Consider the following 23,640-nt stretch of genomic DNA (forward strand, 5'->3'; position numbering starts at 1 on the left):
TCACTACCAAGGACGAGCGCCGTAAAAAAACGGGCCAAAAAAATTACGCCTTGCTCACCGTCACCCAATAGCGAGTCCGGTATTCGACCTTGACTGGAAGGGTCATCGGCAGCGCGGCGAGAATGGCGTCGCTGTTGTCGAGTTGAAAGCCGCCGCTGATTCGCACATCCGATACGCTTTCGTCACCGTGCAGGCGGCCTGGGCGGTAGCGGCTCAACTCCTGCAGGAAATCGCTCAGACGCATGTTCTCAGCGACCAACTGGCCTTGCGTCCAGCGAGTACTCAGCTCGCTGGCCGGGCGTAACGGGCCGAATGCCTCGCGGCTGAACTGCACTTGTTCGCCTGCCTCTACTACCTTCGGCGCGGCCTGCGCGGGAGTGGCACGCACCCGGCCTTGCAATACCGCCAACTGAGTGATGCCGCTGAACTGGCGCACGCTGAAGCGCGTGCCCAATGGTTCCATGATCCCTTGTTCGCTGGCCACCCGTAGCGGACGCCCAGCAGGGTCGATGCCGGTGCTGATCAACAGCTCTCCGCGCACTAGACGAATCAACCGTTGCCCGGCATCGAAACGCACATCGACGGCGCTGTCGGTGTTGAGGTCGACGACACTGCCGTCGGTGAGTGTCAACTGCTGCCGGTCGCCAACGCCGGTACGGTAATCGGCCATCCAGCCCTGCCCGGCGCCGAAGCGGTAGCTAAAGTAGCCAGCAGGTGCCATGGCGGCCAGCACCAGCAGCGTTTTCAAGGCCTGGCGCCGTTCACGATTGAGGGTGCCCATGGCCATAGCAGAAGGAAGGCTGCCGAGCTGGTGTTGCACATGCTGCACGCGTTGCCAGGCGCGCTCATGCTCGGGGTTGGTCGCGCGCCACCGTGCACACGCTTGCTGTTGCGCCGCACTCAGTGGCTGCTCATGCATCAGCACGAGCCAATGCGCCGCCTGGCGCGCAACGTCGCGACTGATAGGGGCCTGGGCAGGCATTACAACGCCACGTCACTGAGGATGCAGGCTTCGAATGCGCTGGCCATGTGGCGCTTGACCGTGCGCTCGCCGATGCCTAACTGCCGGGCGATTTGCACATAGGTCAGGCCATCGAGCTGTGCCAGCAGAAATACCGTACGGACGATTGGTTTGAGGCGATCGAGCAAAGCGTCGAGCTGGAACAGCGTCTCGCGCATCTGGCACTGCTCTTGCGCTGACAGAGCAAAGGCCTCGGGCACCGTCGCGAGCATGTCTAGGTACGCCCGCTCCAGTGACTGGCGGCGGAAATGGTCGCAAACCAGCCGTTGTCCTACGGTCGCCAGATAAGCTCGCGGCCGATCCAGGGTCAGACGTTCACCGGTTTTGCGCTGCGAGGTGAGGATGCGCAGGAAGGTGTCCTGAGCGAGATCCGCCGCCTGACTGTTGCAGCCCAAGCGGCGATAAAGCCAACCTGTTAGCCACCTGTTGTGCTCCGAATAGAGAAGCCCTAGAGGATCATCACTCACTACACGCCCCCCGAAAGAAGCGCCGATGATAAGTGGTAATGATTCTCATATCAATGCAGATCAGCCGTGCTGACCCCACGTTGAACACGCTCCAAAACGGGGTATTGCAACGCGGCCACAGATTTTGCAGATCTACTGCGGATGTCTGCTATTGGCCGATTCTGTTGAAAAAGTCGGATTTTCAAATGGCCTGAACTCAGGCACGACCACCACCGGAGAACCTACTCACCACATTGAGTGGTTTTTCGGTCCTTCGATGAACTTTGCCGCTCTGTTATTGGGTTAATTTGAGGTTTTTTGCTTGGTGCAGGCGCACCTATCCCGTGACTGGTGGCCCTTGAGATGAAAATTTGGCCAGCCGTCGCAGGTTCTGCACCGCAGCGGCCAGCGTGAACTCATCCGTCGCGCCACTTATGCCACGTAGCCGCAGGCGATCCAATTTCAGGATGCGCTTGAGGTGGGCGAACAACATTTCGACCTTTTTACGTTCGTGGCGAGAGCGCTGATATGCCGGCGTTGCTGCAATGCGCCGAGCCACATCGCGAGCGGCTTCATGGACGCTGCGAGCGATCTTGCGAGTCGAAGTGTTCGGGCAGCACCTGGCTTTCGTCGGACATGTCGCGCAGTCGGTCTGTCTGGATCGGAAGATGATGGTGTTGGCTTTGGTGACGTGCGAACGCTCGTTCTTGAAGGCTCGCCATTCGCTGCGCAATGGGCTGCCGGCTGGGCAGCGGTATTCCTCGGCCTCTTCATTCCAGTGGAAATCGTTACTCGAAAAGCTGTCGTTCTTGCGCTCAGTTTTGTCCCACACCGGCACATGCGGCTCGATGTCTTTTTCCTCCACCATCCAGGCCAGCATCGGCGCGGTACCGTATCAGTTGCAAAGCTGCTGCGTGCAAGACCTCAAGCAGCAATTAATCCCCGTCAAACAGATGTTTCATGATTCTGCCCAGACAGTTCGAGGGGCGCAGAAGGTCCAGAGAAATGCATCGCCGGCGAGGGAAAGAGCGGCAGAACGAATTCGGCCAGTTCTTGCATGACCTCACCGGCAGGCCGAGTGCTGTGCCGTAGGTTGAAGGCGACGTGATGTACGCCTGCCTGCGCCATCGCGGTGAGCTCCTCTAACAGGCGATGACGACCGAGCCGGTAGCCTAGAAAGATCGGTGAGGGTGTGGTGTCCGGATCTTCGGCAAGGTCGATAAACATCGACTCGGTAAAGGGAAGGAATGCGCCCTTCACGATGGACTGCACTGTGCGATTCCAAGTATCGATCCGAGGACGCTGCTGCTCCAGTGGACGAAAGTAGGTGACCCACCCGTCTAGATTGCGGGCGATCCATTGCAGGCTCTGCTGCGCGCTGCCGACCGCCAGCAGCGGCAGGTGCCGGCCCGTGGCCTTGGGCAGCAGATCCAGGTTGTGCAGGCTGCCGAACGTGCCTGATAGTTCCGGGTAATCCTCGGAGGTGCTGCGGCGAATGACCTCGATATATTCGCGATAGGCCTCGCCGCGCGATGCATGTGACCGGTCGAAGGCGGGGTATTCGCTTGCACGGTCACCTGATGCCGCCCCGAGCAAAAACCGTCCGCCGCTGACCGCATCCACCGAGGCGACCGCCTTCGCGGTGTGCAGTGGGTGCCGAAGCGGGAGCACGATGCCGGCGCTGCTCAGGGCGATGCGTCGGGTCACGGCTGCCAGTTGGCCGAGCCAAACCCACGGATCGTATATTTGCCCGGCATCGTTGAACTCCGGGTCGAACAGCGGGACGTCGCGTACCCATAGAGCCGCGAAGCCCAACGCGTCAGCACGGGCGGCCAGCGCGAGTTGACCCGCCATGTCAGGGACACCGTTGATCAATGGCGCCATGGGTTGCATCAAACCAAGCGTCAGCCGGTCAGGCTGAAACATCCGGGCAAAGCCCGGATGCTGCGTGAGTGTCGAAGGGCGCATCGTCGTGCTCCTCAGCCGATCGAGCAGGCGCCGCCAGTGCAGGCGTCATCCTGTTCCATGGCGCGCTGTAGGGCAGTGGTGAAGGTCTGTACGGATTGCGCACCACTGATGATCTCCCCGCCGATGTCGAACAGCGGAACGCTGCGAACGCCCCGGCCCTGGCCATCCTGCTCGGCCGCGCGGACCTCCGCCACGCCCTCTTCTCCTGCCAGGAAAGCGGCCGTCTGTTGGTGGTCCAAACCGTTCTCAGTGGCTATCTCGACCAGCGTGGCGGCGTCGCCGATGTCACGGCCGTGTTCGAAGTAGGCCGAAAACACGGCCCGGGCGACTTCCGTGGCCAGCCCATGATCTGCGGCGAATCGCATCAACCGGTGCGCGAGGAAGGTGTTGGGTGTCTTCTCCATTGCTTCGTAGTTGAAGGCAATGTCGTCGCCACAGGCGGCGGCTGCGGTTTGTGCATCCAGAAGCTTGCTGCGTTCCCAACTGCCAAACTTCATCGACCGATACATCTTGCGGTTCAAGCCCTCGGGGCGCATGTCTGGATTGAGCTCAAATGGACGCCATTGCAGTTCGATGGCGGTGTCAGCAGGCAGGGCCTCGATGGCCTTGGCTAACCGCCGTTCGCCGATGAAGCACCAGGGGCAAATGAAATCGGACGTAACGGTGATTTGAATGGTCATGATGGTTCTCCGGTGTGTGTTGGAGTCATCTTGCTCGCGTTGCCCCGAGTTGATAATCCGCTAAAATAAACCTTCTTCATTGCGTGGTGCGCAAAGGTTGCCATGGATCGTTTTGCAGCATTGAGTGCGTTTGTCGCAGTGGTTGAACAAGGGGGCTTCGCTCCGGCGGCGCGCCGGCTGGGCGTCGCACCTTCGTCGCTGACGCGGCAACTGAACGCCTTGGAAGAACACCTTGGGACACGGCTGATGAACCGCTCGACCCGCAGCGTGACGCTGACGGAAGAGGGTACTCAGTATTACGAGGACGCCCGGCGCATCCTGGAGGAACTAGAGGGTGCCGATCGAACTGTGAGCGAGGTATCCGGCCCGCCCAGCGGCTTGTTGCGCGTCGCCATGCCGGTCGCATTCGGTCGCTTGCACGTGGGTCCCGTGCTGCCTGCATTCCTGCGCGCATACCCTGGCATCCAGCTCGACATCCGTCTGTCTGACACGGTGGCCGACTTGGCAATGGAGCGCATCGATGTGGCCATCCGCCTCGGACCCATGGCATCCACGGAGCTGATTGCCCGCAAGCTGGCACCGCATTGCCGGGTCATTTGCGCCAGTCCCGACTACCTTGGGCAGCATGGAGCACCGATCAGGCCCGCCGATCTGGCGCAGCACAATTGTCTGCAATTCGACTACCTCAATGGCAGTCCTACTTGGATTCTCGCGCGCGAAGGCAAGAGCGAAAAAGTGACGGTGTCGGGTAATCTAAAAGCCAATGGATCGGAATTGCTGCGCGAGGTCGCTATTGGCGGTGGCGGTCTGCTGCTGATGCCAACTTGGCTGGTCGGCGAAGATCTGGCGGCGGGTCGATTGATTCGAGTGCTGGAGGGCTGGACTGCTACGCCCGGTGCTAGCGAGGGCGCCATCTGGGCGGCCTATCTGCCCAACCGGCGGGGATCAAAGAAGTTGGCCTGCTTCCTGGATTTTATGGAGAAGCACTTCGGTAGTCCGCCGTATTGGGACCGCTACACGCAGACGGTCCGTTTAGCGGCTGATGGTGGGGTCTAGAGCTCGCATGGTCAATCTTTGCGCGTAGCGCAAAGGAGAAGATAAAAAAGACCTGATTATCATCTTTAATGGCTTCGGGCAAAGTGGCAACACCGAAAAGGAGTTGCCCATGAACATCCCAACATCCACACCTTCCCGTCGTTCCCGAGCGCTGGTTATTGGCGGCTCGCTCGGCGGTCTGTTTACCGCCAACCTCCTGCGTCGGATCGGCTGGGACGTTGATGTCTTCGAGCGCTCTGCCCACGATCTGGACAGCCGCGGCGGCGGCATCGTCCTGCAGCCGGACGTGGTCGAGGTGTTCCGGCGAAGCGGTATCGACCTTGCATCCATGAATTTGGGTGTCCAGTCGACCTACCGCACTGTATTTCGACCGGACGGCTCGATTCAGTCCAAGCACTACGCGCCGCAAGTCCAGACCTCCTGGTCATTGATCTACACCACGCTGCGCACGGCCTTCGGTGATGCGCACTATCACCAGGGCAGAACGCTGGAGCGAGTCGAGCAGGACCGGGATGCCGGAACCGTCACAGCCCACTTCACCGATGGCTCGGCGGAAGTCGGTGACCTCCTGATCGGGGCCGACGGCGGCAACTCGTCCGTGCGCCAGCTCTTCTGGCCCGAGATGCGGCCCCGTTATGCCGGCTACCTGGCCTGGCGCGGACTGGTGCCGGAAAACGAGATGCCTATGCCGGCGCGCGAAGGCTTGCATGGCGATTTTGGCTTTGCCAACAATGCTGGCTCGCACATTCTTGGCTACCTCGTGCCCGGCGAGAACAACGACGTGCGCGAAGGCCACCGCCTGTACAACTGGGTGTGGTATCGCGTCGCCGACGCTGCGTTGCTTGGCGAGATCACGACCGATCGGCAAGGACGCCAGCGCGGCTATTCCATTCCAGAAGGCCAACTGGCAGACCGATGGAAGACGCATCTCCTGCGTGACGCCGAGGCACTGTTGCCGCTTCCGTTCCGCAGCATTGTTGAAGCGACAAAAGAGCCCTTCGCCCAGGCCATACGCGACCTCGCTTCAGACCACATGGTGGCCGGGCGAGTGCTCATCCTGGGCGATGCCGCGGCGATTCCGAGGCCTCACACCGCCGCGAGTACCTCTAAGGCTGCCGCCAACGCGCTGGCGCTTGTCGATGCCTTGCAAGCAACGCCCAACGATGTGGAAGGCGCGCTGCAGCGCTGGGAACCGGCGCAGATCCACTATGGCAAATACCTGGAAACCCAAGGGCGTCAGAGCGGGGACTACCTGCTCTTCAAGCAGCCACCGGCCACACGGATCAGCTAGGCGGTACCGCCTCTGCACCACCAGACATCAACGTTCCATCCCACTGCTTTTCAACCGAGAAGAATCACCATGAGCTTTATTACCGCCCAAGACGGCACCCGCATCTTTTACAAGGATTGGGGCCGCAAAGATGCCCAGCCCTTCGTGTTTTCGCACGGCTGGCCGCTAAGCGCGGATGCCTGGGACGGGCAGATGCTGTTCCTGGTGCAGCAGGGTTATCGCGTGATCGCCCATGACCGGCGCGGCCACGGGCGTTCGGATCAACCCGCAGTCGGCAACGACATGGACACGTGGGCCGATGATCTTTCCACGGTCATTGAGTCGCTTGATCTGAAGGAGGCCATTCTGGTCGGGCACTCAACCGGCGGCGGCGAAGTCGCCCGCTACATCGGCAGGCACGGCACCGGCCGCGTGGCCAAGGTGGTGTTACTCGGTGCGGTGCCCCCGATCATGGTCTCCACAGAACAGTGGCCCGGCGGCCTGGACATTTCCGTGTTCGATGGCATCCGCAAACAGGTCTTCGACAACCGCTCCAATTTCTACCTGGACTTAGCCATCCCATTCTTCGGGTTCAATCGTGAAGGCGTAGAGATCAACCAAGGCTTGCGCCAGGGCTTCTGGCAGCAGGGCATGAACGGCGGCATTCTTGCTCAATACGCCAGCGTGCATGAGTTCTCCGAGGTCGATTACACCGAGGATCTGAAGAAGATCAACGTGCCGACGCTGGTGGTCCATGGCGACGATGACCAGATCGTGCCGATCAAACATGCAGCAGAGCTGACGGTGAAAGTTCTACCTAACGCCACACTGAAGATCTATGCCGGCGCACCTCACGGCCTAGCTGCGACACATCAGGAACATCTTAATACCGACCTTCTGGCCTTTGCTCGGCAATAAACTATCGAGACGCTCAGGTCTGCTTCCCGGTAGTTACCGATTCTGGTGAAAAAGTAGCTCCCCTGTTTGACCTGCGGCAAAATTGCTTCATTGGCCGGCGGGGGATCACAGAGCATGATGGGACAGTTATCGAGTGGGCAGGAGCGACTGTTTTACTCGTTCAACCTTGAAGATCACATCCCAGCCAATCATCTTCTGCGCAGCATTGATCAGTGTCTCGATCTGAGTGACCTGCGCCATTACCTCGCCGATTTCTATAGCCCTATCGGGCGTCCGTCGATTGATCCTGAACTGATGATCCGCATGCTGATCGTGGGCTATTGCTACGGCATTCGCTCAGAGCGGCGGCTGTGCGAAGAGGCCCATTTGAACCTGGCGTATCGCTGGTTCTGCCGGTTAAGCCCTGAAGATGAAGTCCCCAACCACTCGACCTCTTCCAAAAATAGACACGGCCGTTTTCGGGACAGCGATCTGTTTCGCTGGTTGTTCAATGAAGTGCTGCGTCGTTGCATGGACGCAGGCTTGGTCAAAGGTGAAGGCTTTGCCGTGGACGCCAGCATCATCAAGGCGGATGCGAGTCGGCAGCGCGGCGTACCGGGTGATGAACAGATCAACTGGAGCGATCCGGCCCTGAGCACTCGCGCCGTGCGTGAGTACCTTGAAGGCCTCGATGAGGAGGCTTTGGCCGAAACGCTACCGAAACGCCTGTCGCTGACGGATCCTCAGGCCCGCTGGACGGCTGCTCCAGGCGGCCCTGCTTTCTACGCTTACTCCACGAATTATCTGATCGATACCGAGCACGGCGTGATCATGGATGTGGAACCCACACCGGCTCATCGAACCGCAGAGGTCGAGAGCACCAAGACGATGATCGATCGGGTCGAAGCGCAGTTCGACATCAAGCCGGAACGCCTCATTGGCGACACCGCTTACGGTACCGCGCCGATGCTGGCCTGGATGGTGGAGGAAAAAGACATCGAGCCGCATGTGCCGGTGTGGGACAAAACTGAGCGCAAGAACGACAGCTTTTCGAGTAACGATTTCCACTGGAATGAAGAGGCCGAGGAATACCGCTGCCCAGCCGGCAACCCATTGCGCAGCGAATGGCGAGCCTTCAAGAACGAGCGTTCGCACGTCACCAAAGCCAACACCATCATCTTCCGATCCAGACAGACCGACTGCGCGACATGTCCGATGAAAGCCAGGTGCTGCCCGAACACTTCGACTCGCAAGATCGCTCGCAGCGTCCATGAAGCCGCTCGCGATGTGGCTCGGCGCATTGCCGCAACGCCGGCATATCAGCGCTCTCGCCACGAACGTAAAAAGGTCGAAATGTTGTTTGCCCACCTCAAGCGCATCCTGAAATTGGATCGCCTGCGGCTACGTGGCATGAGTGGCGCGACGGATGAGTTCACGCTGGCCGCTGCGGTGCAGAACCTGCGACGGCTCGCCAAATTTTCATCTCAAGGGCCACCAGTCACGGGATAGGTGCGCCTGCACCAAGCAAACAACTTCAAATTAACCCACTAGCAGAGCAGCAAAGGTCACCGAAGGGCCGAAAAACCACTCAATGTGGTGAGTAGGTTCTTCGGTGGTGGTCGTGCCTGAGTTCAGGCCATTTGAAAATCCGACTTTTTCAACAGAATCGGTCGTTAGCTGCCCCTCACGACAGGCAGCTATTGACCAGCCGCGCAATGGCAGATCCCCTGCGGTCAGGTGGCAGACATGATAGACACGAAGCCCGATTTGCCTGGCTGCCCGTTCGCACCGCTTGGCCTGCCGTCCAACAATGGGTTCCCCCGGCAGTTATTCGGTATCTGAACCGCTACCCGCCCTGGCCTGTATGCTATCCCTGTTGGATCCGCTCCTTGGCAGCTTCGCCTTGGGTTAGACGCCTGCCGGAAAGAAGAGCTATCGCAGGAACTAATTCCTTGTCTTCTCATGAAGCTGCCGGTGGTGAACGTTTGCTATTGGCCCGAAAACGTGCTGCCGCAGGCAGAAAAGCGACCCCCTCCCCCTCCATCTTTTCTACACCGCCGCAGCCGAAACAGCTCTGGAACGCCAGGCAAACGCCAGGACCATCAGCAGCCCCAGGCCAGCCATCGCGGCTCCAGCCAGGGATATCGCTGGATAGCCCAGCCCGGCGTTGATCACCGCACCGCCCAGCGCCGCACCTATCGCGTTGCCAAAATTGAACGCACCGATGTTCACCGCCGAGGCCAGATTGGGCGCGTCCTTGGCGGCTTCCATCACGCGCATCTGCAGCGGGGGTACCAGGGCAAAGCTGGCGATACCCCACACCAGGATGCTCACGGCAGCCGGCAGCGGCCAACGCATCAGGACGGTGAACGCCAGCAATACCAGAACCAACACGCTCAGCGAAACGATCAGGGTGCGGTCGATCGAGTGGTCCGCGGCCTTGCCGCCCCACATGTTGCCCAGGGTCAGGCCGACGCCGAACAGCACCAGCATGGCGGTGATGAAGGTCGTGGACGCATGAGCCTCACTGCTTAGGATCGGCACGATGTAAGTGAAGACGGTAAACATCGCACCCGAGCCGACCACGGTCAGCGCCAGTGCCGCCAGCACTGGGCCGCGGCCCAGTACCCGGATTTCGGCCAGCACACCGTCGCTTTGCGATAGCGGCAGGTTGGGCAGGGCGAACCACAACGCGGCCATGGTCACCACGCCTAGACCGGCAATGCCCCAGAATGCAGTACGCCAACCGAGCAGTTCGCCAAACCAAGTGGCCAGCGGCACACCGCCGATGGTCGCCAGCGTCAGGCCCGTGAACATTGCAGCGACCGCCCCAGCACGTTTGTCCGGCGCAACCACGCTGGCGGCGACGATGGAACCGACACCAAAGAACGCGCCATGGTTGAGCGAGGTGACCACACGGGCGACCAACAGGCTGGTGTAATCGGTCGCCAAGGCCGACATCAGGTTACCCAGGGTGAAAATGGCCATCAGCCCGATCAGTAGGTAGCGCCGGGGAATCTTGCCGGTGGTCAGGGTCATCAATGGCGCGCCGAGTAGCACCCCCAGGGCATAGGCGCTGACCAACAGGCCTGCGGCGGGAATGGAAACGCCAAGGTCGGCCGCGATGCCCGGCAACATTCCCATGGGGGCGAACTCGGTGACGCCAATGCCAAAGGCGCCGACGGCGAGCGCGACAAGTGGTGGATTGATACGCATGGAAAACTCCTCATCTATGCCGCGAATGCTACGATCTGCCCTTTACAGGCGGTAGGCCGTATTTTTGGCAAGCACCTTTGCGTACGAGGCACAAATGGATGTCAACGGTAGGTCGGGTGAGATGGCGGTATTCGCCAAGGTGGCGCAGGAGGGAAGCCTGTCGGCCGCCGCGCGGGCATTGGGGCTCACACCCTCGGCGGTCAGCCGGATCATCGCGCGCACCGAACAGCGCCTCGGCACCCGCCTGCTGCTGCGCACCACCCGCGCGATCACCTTCACCGCCGAGGGCGAGGCGTACCTGCGGGGCGCCCGGCGCATCCTGGCCGACATGGCCGAGGTCGAAGACGCGATCGCCGACCAGGGCGTACCCAAGGGCCGGCTGCGGGTTAGCGCTGCTCTCGGTCACGGTCGCTTGGCCATCGTGCCCTTGGTGGCGGCGTTCAGCGCCCGCTACCCGAACATCGTTGTCGACCTCACCCTGGGCGACGAAGTGGTCGACATCCTCGGCGGCCAGGCCGATGTGGCGGTGCGCTTTGGCCACCTGCCCGACAGCCCCCTGACCGCACGTCGAATCGGCGACACTGGCCAGGTCGTGGTGGCCTCACCTGAGTACCTGCAGCGCCACGGCACGCCTCAAGAACCGGAAGACCTGCGGCGGCATAACTGCCTGCGCTTCAACTTCCGCCGTGCCGAACCCAACTGGCCGTTCATCCGTGCCGGCCAGGAGTTTTCCCTGAAGATCAGCGGCAACATCGAATGCAGCAGTGGCGAGGCACTAGCGCAACTGGCCCGGTTAGGTGCCGGTATCGCGCGCATCGGCCAGTTCACCGTGACCGAGGATCTCCGGCGTGGTGATCTGGTGCCACTGCTGGAAGACTGGAACCCCGGCGACAGGGAACCGATTCACGCGGTGTTCGTCGGCGGCGCGGCAATGCCGGCACGGGTACGGGTGTTCGTGGACTTTTTGGTGGAGCATCACCGGATATAGGCGGTTCTTTGCTTGGTTTTTTACAAAGGATGCTAGTGGGTGCTGTGCCCATTTGAAGTGAGTGGGTGAGCGGGTGCTATTGACCCGAGGCGGTCGTTGTGCAGACTGTAAAGTTGTCACCACAATGACTGGATTTCTTCAGCTATTACGCCGCAGCGCTTTTACAAGCGTTCCCGCAACGAGATCCTCGATATAACCTTCAGTGGCACCTGTATCAAAAACGGCACAGCAAGCCGATACATCACCGTCGGAGATACGGTACACGGCGATGGTACTACCGGGGCCGCATCCTGTGTGTCCACATAGAGAGAATCCGCCGTTAATTGAACCCTTCATCACTCCAAGTCCATAGCCTGGGATGATCCAAGGGCGGTCCGGAATCGGGCCGCCCAACGTTCGTACTGTCTGCATTTCCTGGAGCAGGTCCTGAGAGAGAAGTTTCCCGGCAAAGAGTCGATACAGGAACAGCGCTGCCTGCGAAACGGGGCCGATCAGCAAACCGTGGTAGACCCAAGCGGGATCATAATTACAGGTGACTCCAAGCACAGTCGTTTGTAGATCTGCCCGTGTTTTCGCGAACCGAACACCAGAAAGGCCTAGGGGTATTATTGCTCGCTGATCTACTGCTTCCTCCAGCGCCAGGTCAGTAAGCTGTTCGATAAGCCTGCCAATAAGCAAGTAACCAACATTTGAGTAGCGCCAGCCCGTACCAGGATTGTATCGCAGGCGAAGACCGTCAAGACGTTGCATCATTTCATCTGCCGACCACGCTGGCTCACTATTCGCGACGGCAGCGTGATACCCCGCAAGTTCGCCGTAATCGGCCAGGCCAGCCTCATGCCGCAGTAGCTGGCGTAACGTAAAAGGCTGATCGAGCACTTCGGTGTCCAATCCGACCTGGCCATCACGCACCAATGAGAGGGCTGTCGTAGCAAGGACTGTCTTTGTGAAGCTCCACCAGGGAATCATCGTTCCAGATGGTTCAGGTGTGGGTGGCTGACCCTGTGACACGAGCGATCTGAGCATTGGCGTCCTGGATGTGCTAAGTGGGTCGATTGCTCGACAAGATATCCCAGCCACTCGCTGGAATGTAAAATCAGCCGCCTGTGCTGGCCCGAAACACTCCTCTTGCGGGGTTACCTTTAGACCGTTGCATCGACCGGTTGAATCCACAACTTTTGGTGGTCAGTGCCGGAGCGCTTACACGTCAACCAACATCTGAATGCTAGACCTGTGATTGAAGTCCTGAGGAAGGCGGATTCGTGAGGCGATGTGTGTGCACCGACAACTGCCATGACTTCTAGTAGAAGGTCGCCCTTGATCAGCCAATCGGCCGAATGACGGCTCATAGGATGGTGTGCGAGGCCATTGACCAGCTTTCTCCGCTAAATACAGTCATGGCAGTGTGTAGTTGAAAGTAGCCTAAAGCCAGCTGTGTGGTTCCAAATCAGGCTGGTTTCTTCTACGCCCAGTCGCAAGGTCCAGCAGCTTTTGAACCAGCAGATCTGGGGCACTCATCATTGCATTGTGGCCGGTTGCGATCTCGGTCCATGCCCAGTCTGGACGCGCTTGTACACGAGCCCGACTGCGTGCAAGCGGTTCATACGAGGGAGTGGCGCAATACACGTATATCTTGGGTACGTTCATCCCAGAAGCGTTTGGCGCTACCAGCAAGTCCTCATAGGTTTTCAGCGGATGCGGTGTGCACCGGGCTTCGATCAACTCCTTGTGATCTTGCGATACCACGCCGAATGATTTAGCAGCTGGTACCGGTATCGAATGACCCTGTCCGAATCTGAGGGCATTGGTCAGATGGGCGCTCACTCGCGAGGGCGGCAGATGGCAAAAAACATTCTCTCCATGGTCCAATACCAACGCATCGAGCATGACGAGACATCGAAGGGCTTTGCAGCATCGACTTGCGGCACCCATAGCAGGCACTCCGCCATAGCTGTGCCCGACCAGCACGACGTCCGTCAGGCCCTCGTATTCGATGACGTTCATCACGTCCTGAATATGGGTTTCCAGCCCCACCTTCACGTCCAGCAGATGCGAGCGCTCGCCCAATCCGGTCAACGTCGGTGCATAAGCCTTATGACCCAGTGCGCGCAGTTGATGAACCACGCTGTCCCAACACCATCCACCGTGCCACGCGCCGTGAACAAGCACAAATGTCAGGGGGCCCGGATGTTCGACCTTTGCGTTATTCATCTCAGGCCTCCTGACGCGCCCAGAAGCGCAGGGCGATCACGGCACTGATGGCCATTACGAAGAGAATGAGAATGACGCACGCGGGCCAGCCGCCCATGGCATAAGCGAAACCCGGAACATAAGCACCCACGCTGCCACCCGAGTAGTAGGCGCACACGTAAAGCCCTGCCGCTGAGGACTTGGCCTTCGCGGCGACTTTGCCCAGGTGAGTACTCGCAGCGGAGTTGCCTACGAACACGCCCATCGAGATGAGCGCCAAACCCACAAAGGTCAACAGCAGGTAGGGCATCAGTGTCAGCAGCAGACCTACGGCGCTAGTGGTCAGAGCAATGATCAGTACTGTCCTGGAGCCGATCTTGTCGATCCAACGGCCAGCAAAAGGCGTCGCAACCGCACCAAACAGGTTCAGCAAGAACATCGATCCTAGCTGGACAGTCGTGAGATTGAACGGCGCACTGGCCAAATGGAACGTGATGAAGGTAAACACGGCAACGAAGACGAACAGCGTGTTGAAGCCGATGGCCCAAACAGCGATGAGCGGGAGATTTTTAAAATGGCCCAGCATCGCCCTGATGCCTTGGCCAAAATGACGTTGCGCGACAAAATTCTGCGACGCGGGCAGGAGTGCCCATACCGCAACTCCACCCAAAACCAGAAGCACTGACTGGGCTACAAAGGCGTAGTGCCAATCAGTCCACGTCGCCACGAAACCTGCAACTACCCGTCCGGACACGCTTCCAAGAACGTTCCCTGCAATGTAGGCGGATGTAGCTAGCCCCGAGTTTGGTCCCTTCCACTCCTCTCCAAGGTAGGCAAGTGCCACGGAGAAAATCCCAGGGATGAACAAGCCCTGGAGAAATCGCCACACAATCAACTGATTCAAGGTGCTGGATGTTGCTGCGAGCGCCATGGGGATGGCCAGTCCGAAGATGGCCACGACAATGACCCGTTTGCGACCAAGGGCGTCGGCAATGAGCCCAATGATTGGCGCCGTCAACGCTACAGCCAAGGTGGTGGCTGTCACTGTAATACTGACCGCACCAACGGATGCCGAAAAGGCCTGTGCCAATAAAGGTAAAAGTGGTTGCGTGACATACACCGCCAGAAAAGGGCAAAAGCCGCACAAGGCGATTGCAAAAAGCTTGAATGCGAGTTGCATGGGCTGAGTGTTTGAGGGTTTCAGTGGATCTACAGACGCGTGAGAGTTCATGGCAGAAGGCTTTCATCGGGGACAGTTAGCTGCTAGCGTAATCTGACCTGTTATCGATGTGCAGCCAAGGAATATCGCGGAAATGCCAAGTGCGCTTCACCTTGATTCTCCTCTTTCGGTCGAGATGGAGGTATCGCTTCTCTCGCGCAGTTATCGACGTGGCACTCAGCTGGGCTATCACGTGCATCGGCAAGGTCAGCTGCTTTATGCCTACCGGGGCTTGATGCAGGTCACGACTCTTTCCGGGCGATGGCTGGTTCCGCCGCAGCGCGCTGTATGGTTGCCGGCGTTTCGGGAGCATGCGATCGATGTCCTGGCTGACATCGAGATGAGAACCTTCTTCGTTGAGCCCTCCCGAATCGTGAAACAGTGTGGTGAAACAGCCTTGCAGAATGAGTTTGTGATCGAGGTCAACCCGCTTTTGCGCGAGTCAATCCTGGCAATGTTCCAGCCCAATCTCACGGCTCAGCGACTCGACTTGCTCTCACATATCGCCTTGTTGGAATTGCCGGAGGCGGGCGATGCAACGACGTTCATTCCAATGCCGACCGATCCACGCGCGCGCCGTGTTGCTGAGCTTGCGCTTGAAGACATTCAGGGCATCAGGGATATCGACGAGCTGGCTACCGCAGCAGGTTCCTCGGCTAGAACGATTGCCAGGCTGTTCGTAGCAGAGACAGACATTACCTTCAAGAAATGGCGGCAGCGTGCGCGGATACTGGCAGCACTTGAGATGCTTAATGCGGACAAGATGATGATCAAACAGATCGCTCATCGCGCAGGGTATGCAAGCGTTGCGGCATTCAGCGCAGCTTTCATAAAGGTGATGGGAATGACTCCGTCTGAATTTCAAGGCCGGAGCACAATACCTGGCTAGCCATGCGAGTTCGATTTGGGAGCCATAGACGACTGTTCTAACCAAGAACGTCGGGGGGCTACTCACTTTCAAGAGGCATGTGTGGAGCATTCAGCGCAGGAATTTGTGCGAAGGTTTCAGCAATGAAGTCCATAAAGACGCTTGCCCGTGTCGGGAGCAGTCGATTAGCCACAAAGAGGATCTGAACCGGGACAGGCGGCGCGCTGTATGGGCCCAGGATGACTTGAAGATCACCGCTGGCCAGCCCCTTTTCAAACAACCACCGTGGTCCATGACCAACCCCTAAACCAGCTTCTACCACTACTTGGACTGCTTCAGGCGAATTCACCCTGAAGCGTCCGTTCACCGCGACAACTTCGTCTCTGAAACGCCATGCCGTACCTGAAGACAAAAGGGTATAGATCACACATTCATGATTTTTGAGGTCAGACGGCACCTTGGGAATACCGTGGCGTGAGATGTAAGTTTTGCTAGCCACACATACCCGCTCGAACACCCCGATGCGCCGCACTCGGAGGGCACTGTCTTCAAGATGACCAATGCGGATGGCCAGCTCGGCACCTTCGTCCATCAGGTTGACGTAGCGATCACTGATCTGCAAATCCAAGGAAAGGTCGGGGTATTGGTTTAGAAAGGCGGGAAGGTGAGGTAACAGAAAAGCATGAGCCAAGGCCGTTGGGCAGGCAACACGCAACAGCCCTGATGGAGCGACCTTGCCGCGCAGGGTCGATTCTGATTCTGCAACAGCATCAAGAATGCGACGTACCTCGGCGTAATACCGTTGTCCTTCTGGCGTTAGCGCAAGTTTGCGCGTGGATCTGTGCAGCAATCTCGTTTGCAGGTGTTCTTCAAGCGCCGCGACGTACCTGCTTACATTGGGCTGCCCTAGCCCGAGCTGGCGGCCCGCTGCGGAAAAGCTCCCTGTTTCCACCGCTCTTGCAAAGCACGACATCAACAGAAACCGATCCACTCCCACCTCACATTCATGCAGTCACTGCATGAAGTATATACAGATTGGGCGTCTTATCAGTGAGATCGTATGAATGCACTCTGTCGCTGACTTCACACCTGAAACGCATCACACACCGACAGGAGCATTTATGTCTCGTCTGAATGGCAAACGTACGCTTATTACCGGCGGTACCAGCGGTATCGGCCTTGAGACGGCCAAGCAGTTTCTCGCAGAGGGGGCCCGCGTCATTGTCACGGGAGTCAATCCCGAGTCCATGGCCAGAGCCAAAGCTGAGCTGGGTAGCGATGTCGCAGTATTCAGCGCAGATTCGGGCAACGTTGAGGCGCAACGCAAGTTGGCTCGCTATGCCCAGGATCAATACGGCGAGCTGGACGTTGCATTTCTCAATGCCGGAGTGTCGGTGTGGGTACCGATTGAGCAGTGGACCGAAGAGCAGTTCGACCGGTCTTTTGCGATCAATGTCAAAGGCCCTTATTTCCTGATTCAGGCGCTATTGCCGGTGTTCGCTAATCCAGCTTCCGTGGTGCTGAACACCTCGATCAACGCGCATGTGGGTGCGGCCAGTTCCTCCGTGTACGCCGCTACAAAGGCAGCCCTGCTCAACATGTCCAAAACGCTTTCTGGTGAGCTTCTGTCTGCGGGTATTCGCATCAATGCGGTCAGTCCCGGGCCGGTGGATACGCCGCTGTACGACAAACTCGGCATCCCTGATGCGTACCGGGAGCAAGTCAACCAGCAAATCATTTCCACTGTGCCATTCGGCCGCTTCGGCACGCCAGAGGAGGTTTCCAAAGCCGTGGTGTACCTGGCGTCGGACGAGTCCAAGTGGACTGTGGGCACCGAGATCATCGTGGACGGCGGTCGCACGCTGAACGGCTGACTTTCACTCTTTTGAACCGGAAATCCAAAATGAAAAAGCTTATTGGCAGCCTGCTGGCAGCCGTCCTGGTCGCGGCGTCTCTCACCGTGCAGGCTCAGACGTTGGTCAACGACACTCACAAAAGCGCACTGATATTGATCGAGTTCCAGAATGACTGGATGGCCCTGTGGATTCAACCGGTCGATGCATCGTCCCTGCCGAATTTTCACGTTGTCGCCAAGGCAATTGAGCGTGCCCTGGACCATGCACCCAGCGGCTAAGGTGGGCCCCAGTTTAACGTACGTACATCAATCCAAGGTGCTGATGGACTCAGCCAGTGCATTAGCCAATTCGGAAGAGGCGCCGTAAAGTGGTACATGCCCTCGCATTAGTATCTGCGCACTACGACGGTAGGCCGCGCTCTTGATATCGATTTCGCGGCCTCGTAGCGCCGCAACCACTGTGGTATCCAATCGCCCAGCGGGGTTCTCGATACTGACCTCTACATCTGCAAACTCCTCGCTCAAGGGCGCGATCCCTGTGGCTACTCGGTGCGCGGTTGTGCCCGGTATCAAACAGGCAGCCGCTAGGCAGCAACCGCCCGAAACAGCCATTGAAGCGTGGCCGGTCTGGGGAGTGAAGTAACGAACGGCGATATTTCCGCCATTGCGCGGGGCACCCACGATGCATACTTTCGGAATGGTTTCGCTGCGTTCGATCTCTGCGCGACTCATCAATTCGCCGTCCCTGCGACGAAGGCGCATTTTCAAGCCGGCATCTATCCATACCTCTCGCAGCGCTTGCATGAAGGGCTGATCGGCCTCAAGTTCCGCGATGGGTTCGTGGCCCGTTTTGCCGAAGCTGCTAGCTTGCGCAATGACCATCGGCACCGCCACATCGACGCAGGAGACCTCATGCCCGGCGACCACATCGATCACCTTACCGGTGGGTAGCAGCGCCCCGGTCTTGTTGCCGACTGGCGACTGCAAGAACAGATCGACGCTGGGAAAGGCACCCTTCACCCCGGGAATCTCCGCATTGGCAAATTGGCCATGCTCATCGCGCTTCATGCGCGCAATTGTCAGCACCCCGGTGTTGGTGTTCTTTATCTCGATTTCGCAATTCTGACTGGCCGGCAACTGGAACAAACCGGTATCTACCGCCCACAGCGGCAGGGCGCTGGACATGTTTCCGCAGTTGACGCTCCAGTCTATATCCGCGTGGTCACTGGCCAACTGGGCGAGAGTGCTGATCAGGCGAAGGCCGTTAGCTGTCATTTCGCCGCGCATCAGGAATACCTTGTTACTGGTCGCAGGCCCGCGACCGAGCCCTGTAATCTGCCGGTTGCCCGATTGGTGACCTGTTTGTGGAACGCCCATCAAATGTCGCAACAATTCAGCGCGCAGGGACTCGCCTTGGGGCATAAGCGGCTCCCACAGCACCACACCCGTGGAGGTTCCGCCACGCATGTAATGCACGGGAATTTCCAGAACACCTGAATGGCGCCGAATAGTGAGCCCAGGGTCGGCCAAGGAATACGCTTTGTCAGTAGACATGGGGAGCTCCGTACAATCAGCTATTGAACCGGTGATGCAATTAGGTAGGCACCGCAGCTTTAATCTCGGCGAGCCTTCACTTGGTGAAGCCGCTCCGAAAAATCAAGTCGTTCCAATGCGCTGGCGGTTTCAACCAAAACACTTCGCAGCGGATGGCCTATTTCCGCCTCCAGCTCCTCGATTACGGCAAAAGTCGCGGCCCAATGGCTTGTCAGTGTCTCGACCAGTTGGAGGCCGTGAGGCGTGAGTTCAATACGGCTTTTTCGGCCGTCCACAAGCCGGACGCGACGAATCAGGCCGTCTGCCTCCATGGCACTGACAGTCTGGCTGATGGCACCCTGGGTTAGATGGGCGCTCGCGGTGATCGCGGTCACGGTATCGGCGCCAGATTGAATCGCTCGCAGCACAGGGGTGTAGCGCGCTCGATAACGCAGGCCCATGTGCCCATAGTGAACCTCAGCGCCTCGTTCGACCTTCTCGGAAATAAAGCGGAGCAACTCACCTAGGCCGGGCATTATTTTTTGGACCATAGCTAGCACCTCGTGCAATCCAATATACATTAGGGCTAATGTATATACCAATGAGCCAGCCTTTTAGGGAACGTGTTTGCACGGGCAACACATTAAGGCGCGACCGCTGGCCTGAATCAGAACCCGTCCCAAACACGCCCTACGCCCAGCGGTTTCTGGTAATCAAGCAGCCCACGTGGAGCCAGGATGGTGGCCCCGAAAGTGATGTAATTCATCACGGCTCTGGCCACCGAGTTTGCCGTTTAGTCGATCACGGCCGACAGCTTGGCCTGCGGATTTTCGCCGACTGATTCGAAGCCACCAACTGCATATAGCGCCGTGAACGAGCGTTTGCGCGGGTATACCGCCCCCATAGCGCCCGTCACTCCTCAGCCCGGGCTTTTTCCGTGCCTTCACTGACCAACACCATGCTTTGCGGTGACGACAGGGCGATGCCCAACTCGCGCAGGCGCCCGAGGACGGTGAACAACAGGTCGCTGCGCGCGCCGCCCACCGAACGTGGGCTGTTGACATAGCCGCTGGCGCTGATGATCAGCCCGCTGGTTGTCAGGTCCTTGAACGACACCGAGGGTGCCGGCGCGTCGAGTATGGCTTGGTGCTCTCTGAAGGCTTGCAGCAGCAGCTCCCGTATTTGCAGCACATCGGTATCCAGCGGCAAGGTCAGGGTAATACCGACCACCCCCAGCGCATTGCCCATGGTCACGTTGCGTACGTTCTGGGTGATGAATTGGGAGTTTGGCACGATCACCGTGGAGCGGTCGGACATCTGGATTTCAGTGGCGCGTACATTGATTCGTCGAATATCGCCTTCTACGCCGGCCAAGCTGACCCAGTCGCCCACTTTAACCGGCCTTTCGGTGAGCAGAATCAAGCCGGAGATGAAGTTCTGCACGATCGCTTGCAGGCCGAAACCAATCCCGACCGACAGCGCACTGACCACCCAAGTCAGGTTGGTGAGGCTCACATGCAGCGTAGACATCACCACGATGCCGAGCAGCACAACCCCGATGTAGCCAACCAGGGTTACCAGCGACGCACGCATGCCGGCATCCATCGTCGTTTCTGGCAGCAGCCGTTCGCCCAGCCACTCTTTCATTATTCGAATGCCCATCATGCCAACGATGAGCACGGCGAGGGCCAGCAAAATGTCGCTGGGTACGATATTCAAACCACCGAGTGGTTGGTTGCCAAAATCCAGTTGGGTGAAGCCCTCGAGCAGCTCGCCTGGGCTAGAACCCGACGGCATGAAGGCAAGCAGTATCGCGGTAAACAACAGCAACGTACGGCCAATGCCCGCCAACAGGGTACTTGCCTGTGCTTGGTGGCGGGCGGACAAGCCCAGCGCCGCCCCCAGCGCCATTCCGCCTGGTTGCTTGGGCGATAGCAGGGTTTCGCAGATATCTCCAAAGCAGGCAATCAACAGGTAGGCCGTGGCAGCCACCACGCTCATCCAAAGCAGCTTCACCGTTAGGAAATAAGCCAGCGTGAGATAACCGATCAACAACGCCAGCAGGCTCAACCCAACCCAGACCGCAACGACAAAGGGAATAAGGCCGGCGAAACTGGGCAAACGCTCCAGCCCATACCGGCGACGGGTTCGGCGGTAGCGCAACAACGTAAAGAAAAACACAAGTGAAACGGCCAGTGCCGTCAAACCGTTAACGGCCACCGTCAGCGCCAGGCTGCTGGCTATCACGCTGTTGATCCGTTCCTGGGTGCCAATGATCACCAGCGCCAGTGCCAATAACACTGGGAAATGGCCGATGGCGGTGGCGATCTGGTCAGGTATCTGCGGTAAACGCCAAGAGGGATGAGACCGCATCAACAGTGCGCGGCCGAGGCCGACAATGAAAGCGCAGAAAATGATGAGCGTCTGCATCTGGTTGAGCAAGCTGAGCACGTCGGCGCTCAGCGCTGCATTGCGATCGATACCCCAGCGCAGCAAGGACGTGGCTGCGCCGATGGTCAGAACGGTCGAAAGGCCAACGGCCAACGCTAGCGCGCTTCGCCGCAGGCGGCCCTCGGGCAGCCAGCGGATCATCAGCCAAACCAACAGGTGTTCCATCAAGCGGCGGCCAACCACCCAGATCAACAGCGCGCTGACCAGTATGGAGATGAAAAAAGTCCGCTTACCCGGTGCCAGCGCGGTGTTGGCGGCGCTATGTATATCATCGAACAGGCCACGTAAACGCCCTAGGTCGTCGTCGGTCGGGCGGATCATCGTGGACCAGAACACAACGCTGAGCGGGCTCGCCGAGCGGGTGGTGATTTGTGAGTCGAAAAGGCTGCGGCGCAAGCTGAAGATTTGCGTCGCCAAGTCGCGGGCCGATTGGCTCAGGGTGTTGGTCTGGCGCTGGTCATCGACCAGCGCATTCTTCTGAGCCGTCAGCGCCTTACGTTGGCTGCCGATGCTCTGCGGTTCGCCAGGCTGTTCAGGGCCAAGAATGTTAAGTTGGCCGTCCAGGTGCTCGATGTCGACGGCTTGTTGGGAGATGAGCGTGTCGGCTTGTTTCTGTACCAGCAATGCCGCCTGGCGCAAGTCCGAGAGCAGGTCAGCATTGGCACTCACTGATACTTTCTGCCGGATCAGATCGAGTTGATCGTTGAGCTGCTCCAGCGTTGCACCGTCCGCTGGCAGCGGTAGTGTGATGGAATCGCCGGTTTGAGAAGGGCTGGGTTGAGCGAAGGCTGGCAAGGTGCACAGCAACAGCAGGGCTAATAGGCCAGTAACAAAGCGGTTCAGCATGGCGTGTGCATTCTCATTACCTGTTTGGATGGCGGCGCATGGCGAACATAGCCTGCTTTGAGTGCCTTTAGAGTCTAGAGCCCAGTTTATTGATATTTGCGCTGGGTGAGTAGCCGCGCTATCCGGGCTCTCAAGCGATGGCCCATGAGTAAAGCCAGCTTCGCAGCAACATGGCCCTGGGCGGCTGGCGGCCTTGGCGCCCACCTATAGGTCGATGGCGCACGACCACCCGCGGAGAAGCTACCCGTCACATCGGGCGGTTTCTCGGCCCATCGTTGATCTTTGCTGTTCCGTTATTGGGTTAGGTTGAGGCTTTCGATAATGGGTTTGCCTCTGGCCGGCTATACCAAGCCACCGCACACAGGGCCATACCCGCTACGTTCAAGGTAACCGGGTTGAATGCCTCTTTGAGCATCGATGGGCTGAAGAACGCTACATCCACCAGCAAGCCCAGCAGCGCCGTGGCGGCAATGATCAACGGCAACCCACTGCGCCGCGCGAGCAGCAGCCACAGGGCGAACGCAATCTCCGCAGCCCCTGCCAGGTGGGCGAACAGTGCGATTTGCTCTATGCCATGGGCCCGAAGCATGGCCTGCTCACCCTGGCTTAGCCATAGCAGCTTGGGCACCAGCCCGTGGAAGCCGAACATGAAGGCCAGGCTTGCCCGGGCGACCCAGTGAATGCGCAGCACAGGGCTTAGGGCGAACATTTCAAAAACCGACGTTCATGGTCGGGCGTGGGTAGCACGCATCGGTCATGTTTGCCGAATAACCGATAGCGATTCTTCGCAATGCCATCGTATGCCCAATCTCGCAGGCTACGCGGGCAGTGACGCAACAGCCGCAAGGGGCGCCACCGGCGTGGCAGTTCGGCGACAACCTCAAAGAAAGCGTCCGAGCGCACCCAGTAATGGTTGTCACAAATTACCGCCATGGTGTCGAACTCATCCAGCGGTAACCCTGCCCAGTCCAGCAGCGCCTGGCCCTCGGGCGATTGCACCGCGGCCAGCCGGATACGTTCGCTGCGGTCATGGCGAATCAGGAACCTTGCCCAGCCGTTGCACAGTTTGCAGACACCGTCGAACAGCACCACGGTTTCACTGGGTTCGAGCAATGGCGCGCGGGTGGGGCGGGTGA

General features: G+C 58.9%; 22 protein-coding genes and 1 pseudogene. 8 read left to right on the plus strand and 15 right to left on the minus strand.

Annotation, left to right across the window (positions count from 1 at the left end):
* Positions 1–43: 43 nt before the first annotated feature.
* The 5 genes and pseudogenes from HAQ05_RS23310 to HAQ05_RS23330 form a co-directional block, all read right to left on the minus strand.
* A complete protein-coding gene (locus HAQ05_RS23310; RefSeq protein ID WP_190425201.1) occupies positions 44–982 on the minus strand; it encodes a FecR domain-containing protein in 939 nt (312 codons plus the stop codon).
* Positions 982–1,488, minus strand: a complete 507-nt coding sequence (locus HAQ05_RS23315; protein ID WP_190425204.1) for a sigma-70 family RNA polymerase sigma factor — start codon at positions 1,486–1,488, stop codon at positions 982–984. The genes HAQ05_RS23310 and HAQ05_RS23315 overlap by 1 nt, the downstream gene beginning before the upstream one ends.
* A 316-nt stretch (positions 1,489–1,804) precedes the next feature.
* Positions 1,805–2,362, minus strand: a pseudogene (locus HAQ05_RS23320) (transposase); the annotation flags it as partial.
* Positions 2,363–2,412: 50 nt separating this feature from the next.
* Complete coding sequence (locus tag HAQ05_RS23325) at positions 2,413–3,435, minus strand: LLM class oxidoreductase (protein ID WP_202988110.1); 1,023 nt, start codon at positions 3,433–3,435, stop codon at positions 2,413–2,415.
* Positions 3,436–3,446: 11 nt separating this feature from the next.
* Positions 3,447–4,115 (minus strand): DsbA family oxidoreductase, encoded by a 669-nt coding sequence (locus tag HAQ05_RS23330; protein ID WP_190425207.1) that lies wholly within the window; start codon positions 4,113–4,115, stop codon positions 3,447–3,449.
* 102 nt (positions 4,116–4,217) lie between these two features.
* On the opposite strand from HAQ05_RS23330, the gene HAQ05_RS23335 reads away from it, so the two are divergent.
* The 4 genes from HAQ05_RS23335 to HAQ05_RS23350 all read left to right on the plus strand — a co-directional run bounded on the left by HAQ05_RS23335 (position 4,218) and on the right by HAQ05_RS23350 (position 8,847).
* A complete protein-coding gene (locus HAQ05_RS23335; protein ID WP_190425210.1) occupies positions 4,218–5,171 on the plus strand; it encodes a LysR family transcriptional regulator in 954 nt (317 codons plus the stop codon).
* Between the two features lie 109 nt (positions 5,172–5,280).
* On the plus strand, positions 5,281–6,462 hold the full coding sequence (locus HAQ05_RS23340) for an FAD binding domain-containing protein (protein WP_190425213.1): 1,182 nt from the start codon (positions 5,281–5,283) through the stop codon (positions 6,460–6,462).
* A gap of 69 nt (positions 6,463–6,531) precedes the next feature.
* Positions 6,532–7,359 (plus strand): alpha/beta fold hydrolase, encoded by an 828-nt coding sequence (locus HAQ05_RS23345; protein WP_190425215.1) that lies wholly within the window; start codon positions 6,532–6,534, stop codon positions 7,357–7,359.
* A 114-nt stretch (positions 7,360–7,473) separates the two neighbouring features.
* Positions 7,474–8,847 carry a transposase gene (locus HAQ05_RS23350; protein WP_190425218.1) on the plus strand — a complete coding sequence of 458 codons (1,374 nt, stop codon included), beginning with the start codon at positions 7,474–7,476 and terminating at the stop codon, positions 8,845–8,847.
* A gap of 540 nt (positions 8,848–9,387) precedes the next feature.
* On the opposite strand, the gene HAQ05_RS23355 is transcribed toward HAQ05_RS23350, so the two are convergent.
* On the minus strand, positions 9,388–10,554 hold the full coding sequence (locus HAQ05_RS23355) for an MFS transporter (protein ID WP_190425221.1): 1,167 nt from the start codon (positions 10,552–10,554) through the stop codon (positions 9,388–9,390).
* 94 nt (positions 10,555–10,648) lie between these two features.
* Here HAQ05_RS23355 and HAQ05_RS23360 point away from each other — a divergent pair, with 94 nt between their 5' ends.
* Complete coding sequence (locus HAQ05_RS23360) at positions 10,649–11,542, plus strand: LysR family transcriptional regulator (RefSeq protein ID WP_190425224.1); 894 nt, start codon at positions 10,649–10,651, stop codon at positions 11,540–11,542.
* 138 nt (positions 11,543–11,680) lie between these two features.
* On the opposite strand, the gene HAQ05_RS23365 is transcribed toward HAQ05_RS23360, so the two are convergent.
* From HAQ05_RS23365 to HAQ05_RS23375, 3 genes are all read right to left on the minus strand, one after another.
* The gene (locus HAQ05_RS23365) at positions 11,681–12,568 is read right to left on the minus strand and encodes a serine hydrolase domain-containing protein (protein ID WP_190425227.1); all 888 of its coding nucleotides are present in this window, start codon (positions 12,566–12,568) and stop codon (positions 11,681–11,683) included.
* 396 nt (positions 12,569–12,964) lie between these two features.
* Positions 12,965–13,753 carry an alpha/beta fold hydrolase gene (locus tag HAQ05_RS23370; RefSeq protein ID WP_190425230.1) on the minus strand — a complete coding sequence of 263 codons (789 nt, stop codon included), beginning with the start codon at positions 13,751–13,753 and terminating at the stop codon, positions 12,965–12,967.
* A 1-nt stretch (position 13,754) separates the two neighbouring features.
* Entirely contained in the window at positions 13,755–14,912 is a 1,158-nt protein-coding gene (locus HAQ05_RS23375; RefSeq protein WP_190425233.1) for an MFS transporter, read from the minus strand.
* A 133-nt stretch (positions 14,913–15,045) separates the two neighbouring features.
* On the opposite strand from HAQ05_RS23375, the gene HAQ05_RS23380 reads away from it, so the two are divergent.
* Positions 15,046–15,840 (plus strand): AraC family transcriptional regulator, encoded by a 795-nt coding sequence (locus HAQ05_RS23380; RefSeq protein WP_190425236.1) that lies wholly within the window; start codon positions 15,046–15,048, stop codon positions 15,838–15,840.
* A 58-nt stretch (positions 15,841–15,898) separates the two neighbouring features.
* On the opposite strand, the gene HAQ05_RS23385 is transcribed toward HAQ05_RS23380, so the two are convergent.
* Positions 15,899–16,810 (minus strand): LysR substrate-binding domain-containing protein, encoded by a 912-nt coding sequence (locus tag HAQ05_RS23385; RefSeq protein WP_190425238.1) that lies wholly within the window; start codon positions 16,808–16,810, stop codon positions 15,899–15,901.
* 130 nt (positions 16,811–16,940) lie between these two features.
* Here HAQ05_RS23385 and HAQ05_RS23390 point away from each other — a divergent pair, with 130 nt between their 5' ends.
* Entirely contained in the window at positions 16,941–17,693 is a 753-nt protein-coding gene (locus HAQ05_RS23390) for an SDR family oxidoreductase (RefSeq protein ID WP_190425241.1), read from the plus strand.
* Between the two features lie 29 nt (positions 17,694–17,722).
* Positions 17,723–17,953 carry a hypothetical protein gene (locus HAQ05_RS23395; RefSeq protein ID WP_190425245.1) on the plus strand — a complete coding sequence of 77 codons (231 nt, stop codon included), beginning with the start codon at positions 17,723–17,725 and terminating at the stop codon, positions 17,951–17,953.
* A gap of 27 nt (positions 17,954–17,980) precedes the next feature.
* On the opposite strand, the gene HAQ05_RS23400 is transcribed toward HAQ05_RS23395, so the two are convergent.
* The 5 genes from HAQ05_RS23400 to HAQ05_RS23420 all read right to left on the minus strand — a co-directional run.
* Positions 17,981–19,228 carry a PrpF domain-containing protein gene (locus HAQ05_RS23400; protein ID WP_190425248.1) on the minus strand — a complete coding sequence of 416 codons (1,248 nt, stop codon included), beginning with the start codon at positions 19,226–19,228 and terminating at the stop codon, positions 17,981–17,983.
* 59 nt (positions 19,229–19,287) lie between these two features.
* The gene (locus HAQ05_RS23405; RefSeq protein ID WP_190425252.1) at positions 19,288–19,758 is read right to left on the minus strand and encodes a MarR family winged helix-turn-helix transcriptional regulator; all 471 of its coding nucleotides are present in this window, start codon (positions 19,756–19,758) and stop codon (positions 19,288–19,290) included.
* A 361-nt stretch (positions 19,759–20,119) separates the two neighbouring features.
* Positions 20,120–22,504 (minus strand): DUF3772 domain-containing protein, encoded by a 2,385-nt coding sequence (locus tag HAQ05_RS23410; protein WP_190425255.1) that lies wholly within the window; start codon positions 22,502–22,504, stop codon positions 20,120–20,122.
* A gap of 301 nt (positions 22,505–22,805) precedes the next feature.
* The gene (locus tag HAQ05_RS23415) at positions 22,806–23,213 is read right to left on the minus strand and encodes a DoxX-like family protein (RefSeq protein WP_190425257.1); all 408 of its coding nucleotides are present in this window, start codon (positions 23,211–23,213) and stop codon (positions 22,806–22,808) included.
* A partial coding sequence (locus HAQ05_RS23420) for a thiol-disulfide oxidoreductase DCC family protein (RefSeq protein ID WP_190425259.1) occupies positions 23,201–23,640 on the minus strand: 440 nt, incomplete at its 5' end. The genes HAQ05_RS23420 and HAQ05_RS23415, both read right to left, overlap by 13 nt.

The sequence above is a fragment of the Pseudomonas typographi genome, from assembly GCF_014694385.1.
Taxonomy (GTDB): domain Bacteria; phylum Pseudomonadota; class Gammaproteobacteria; order Pseudomonadales; family Pseudomonadaceae; genus Aquipseudomonas; species Aquipseudomonas typographi.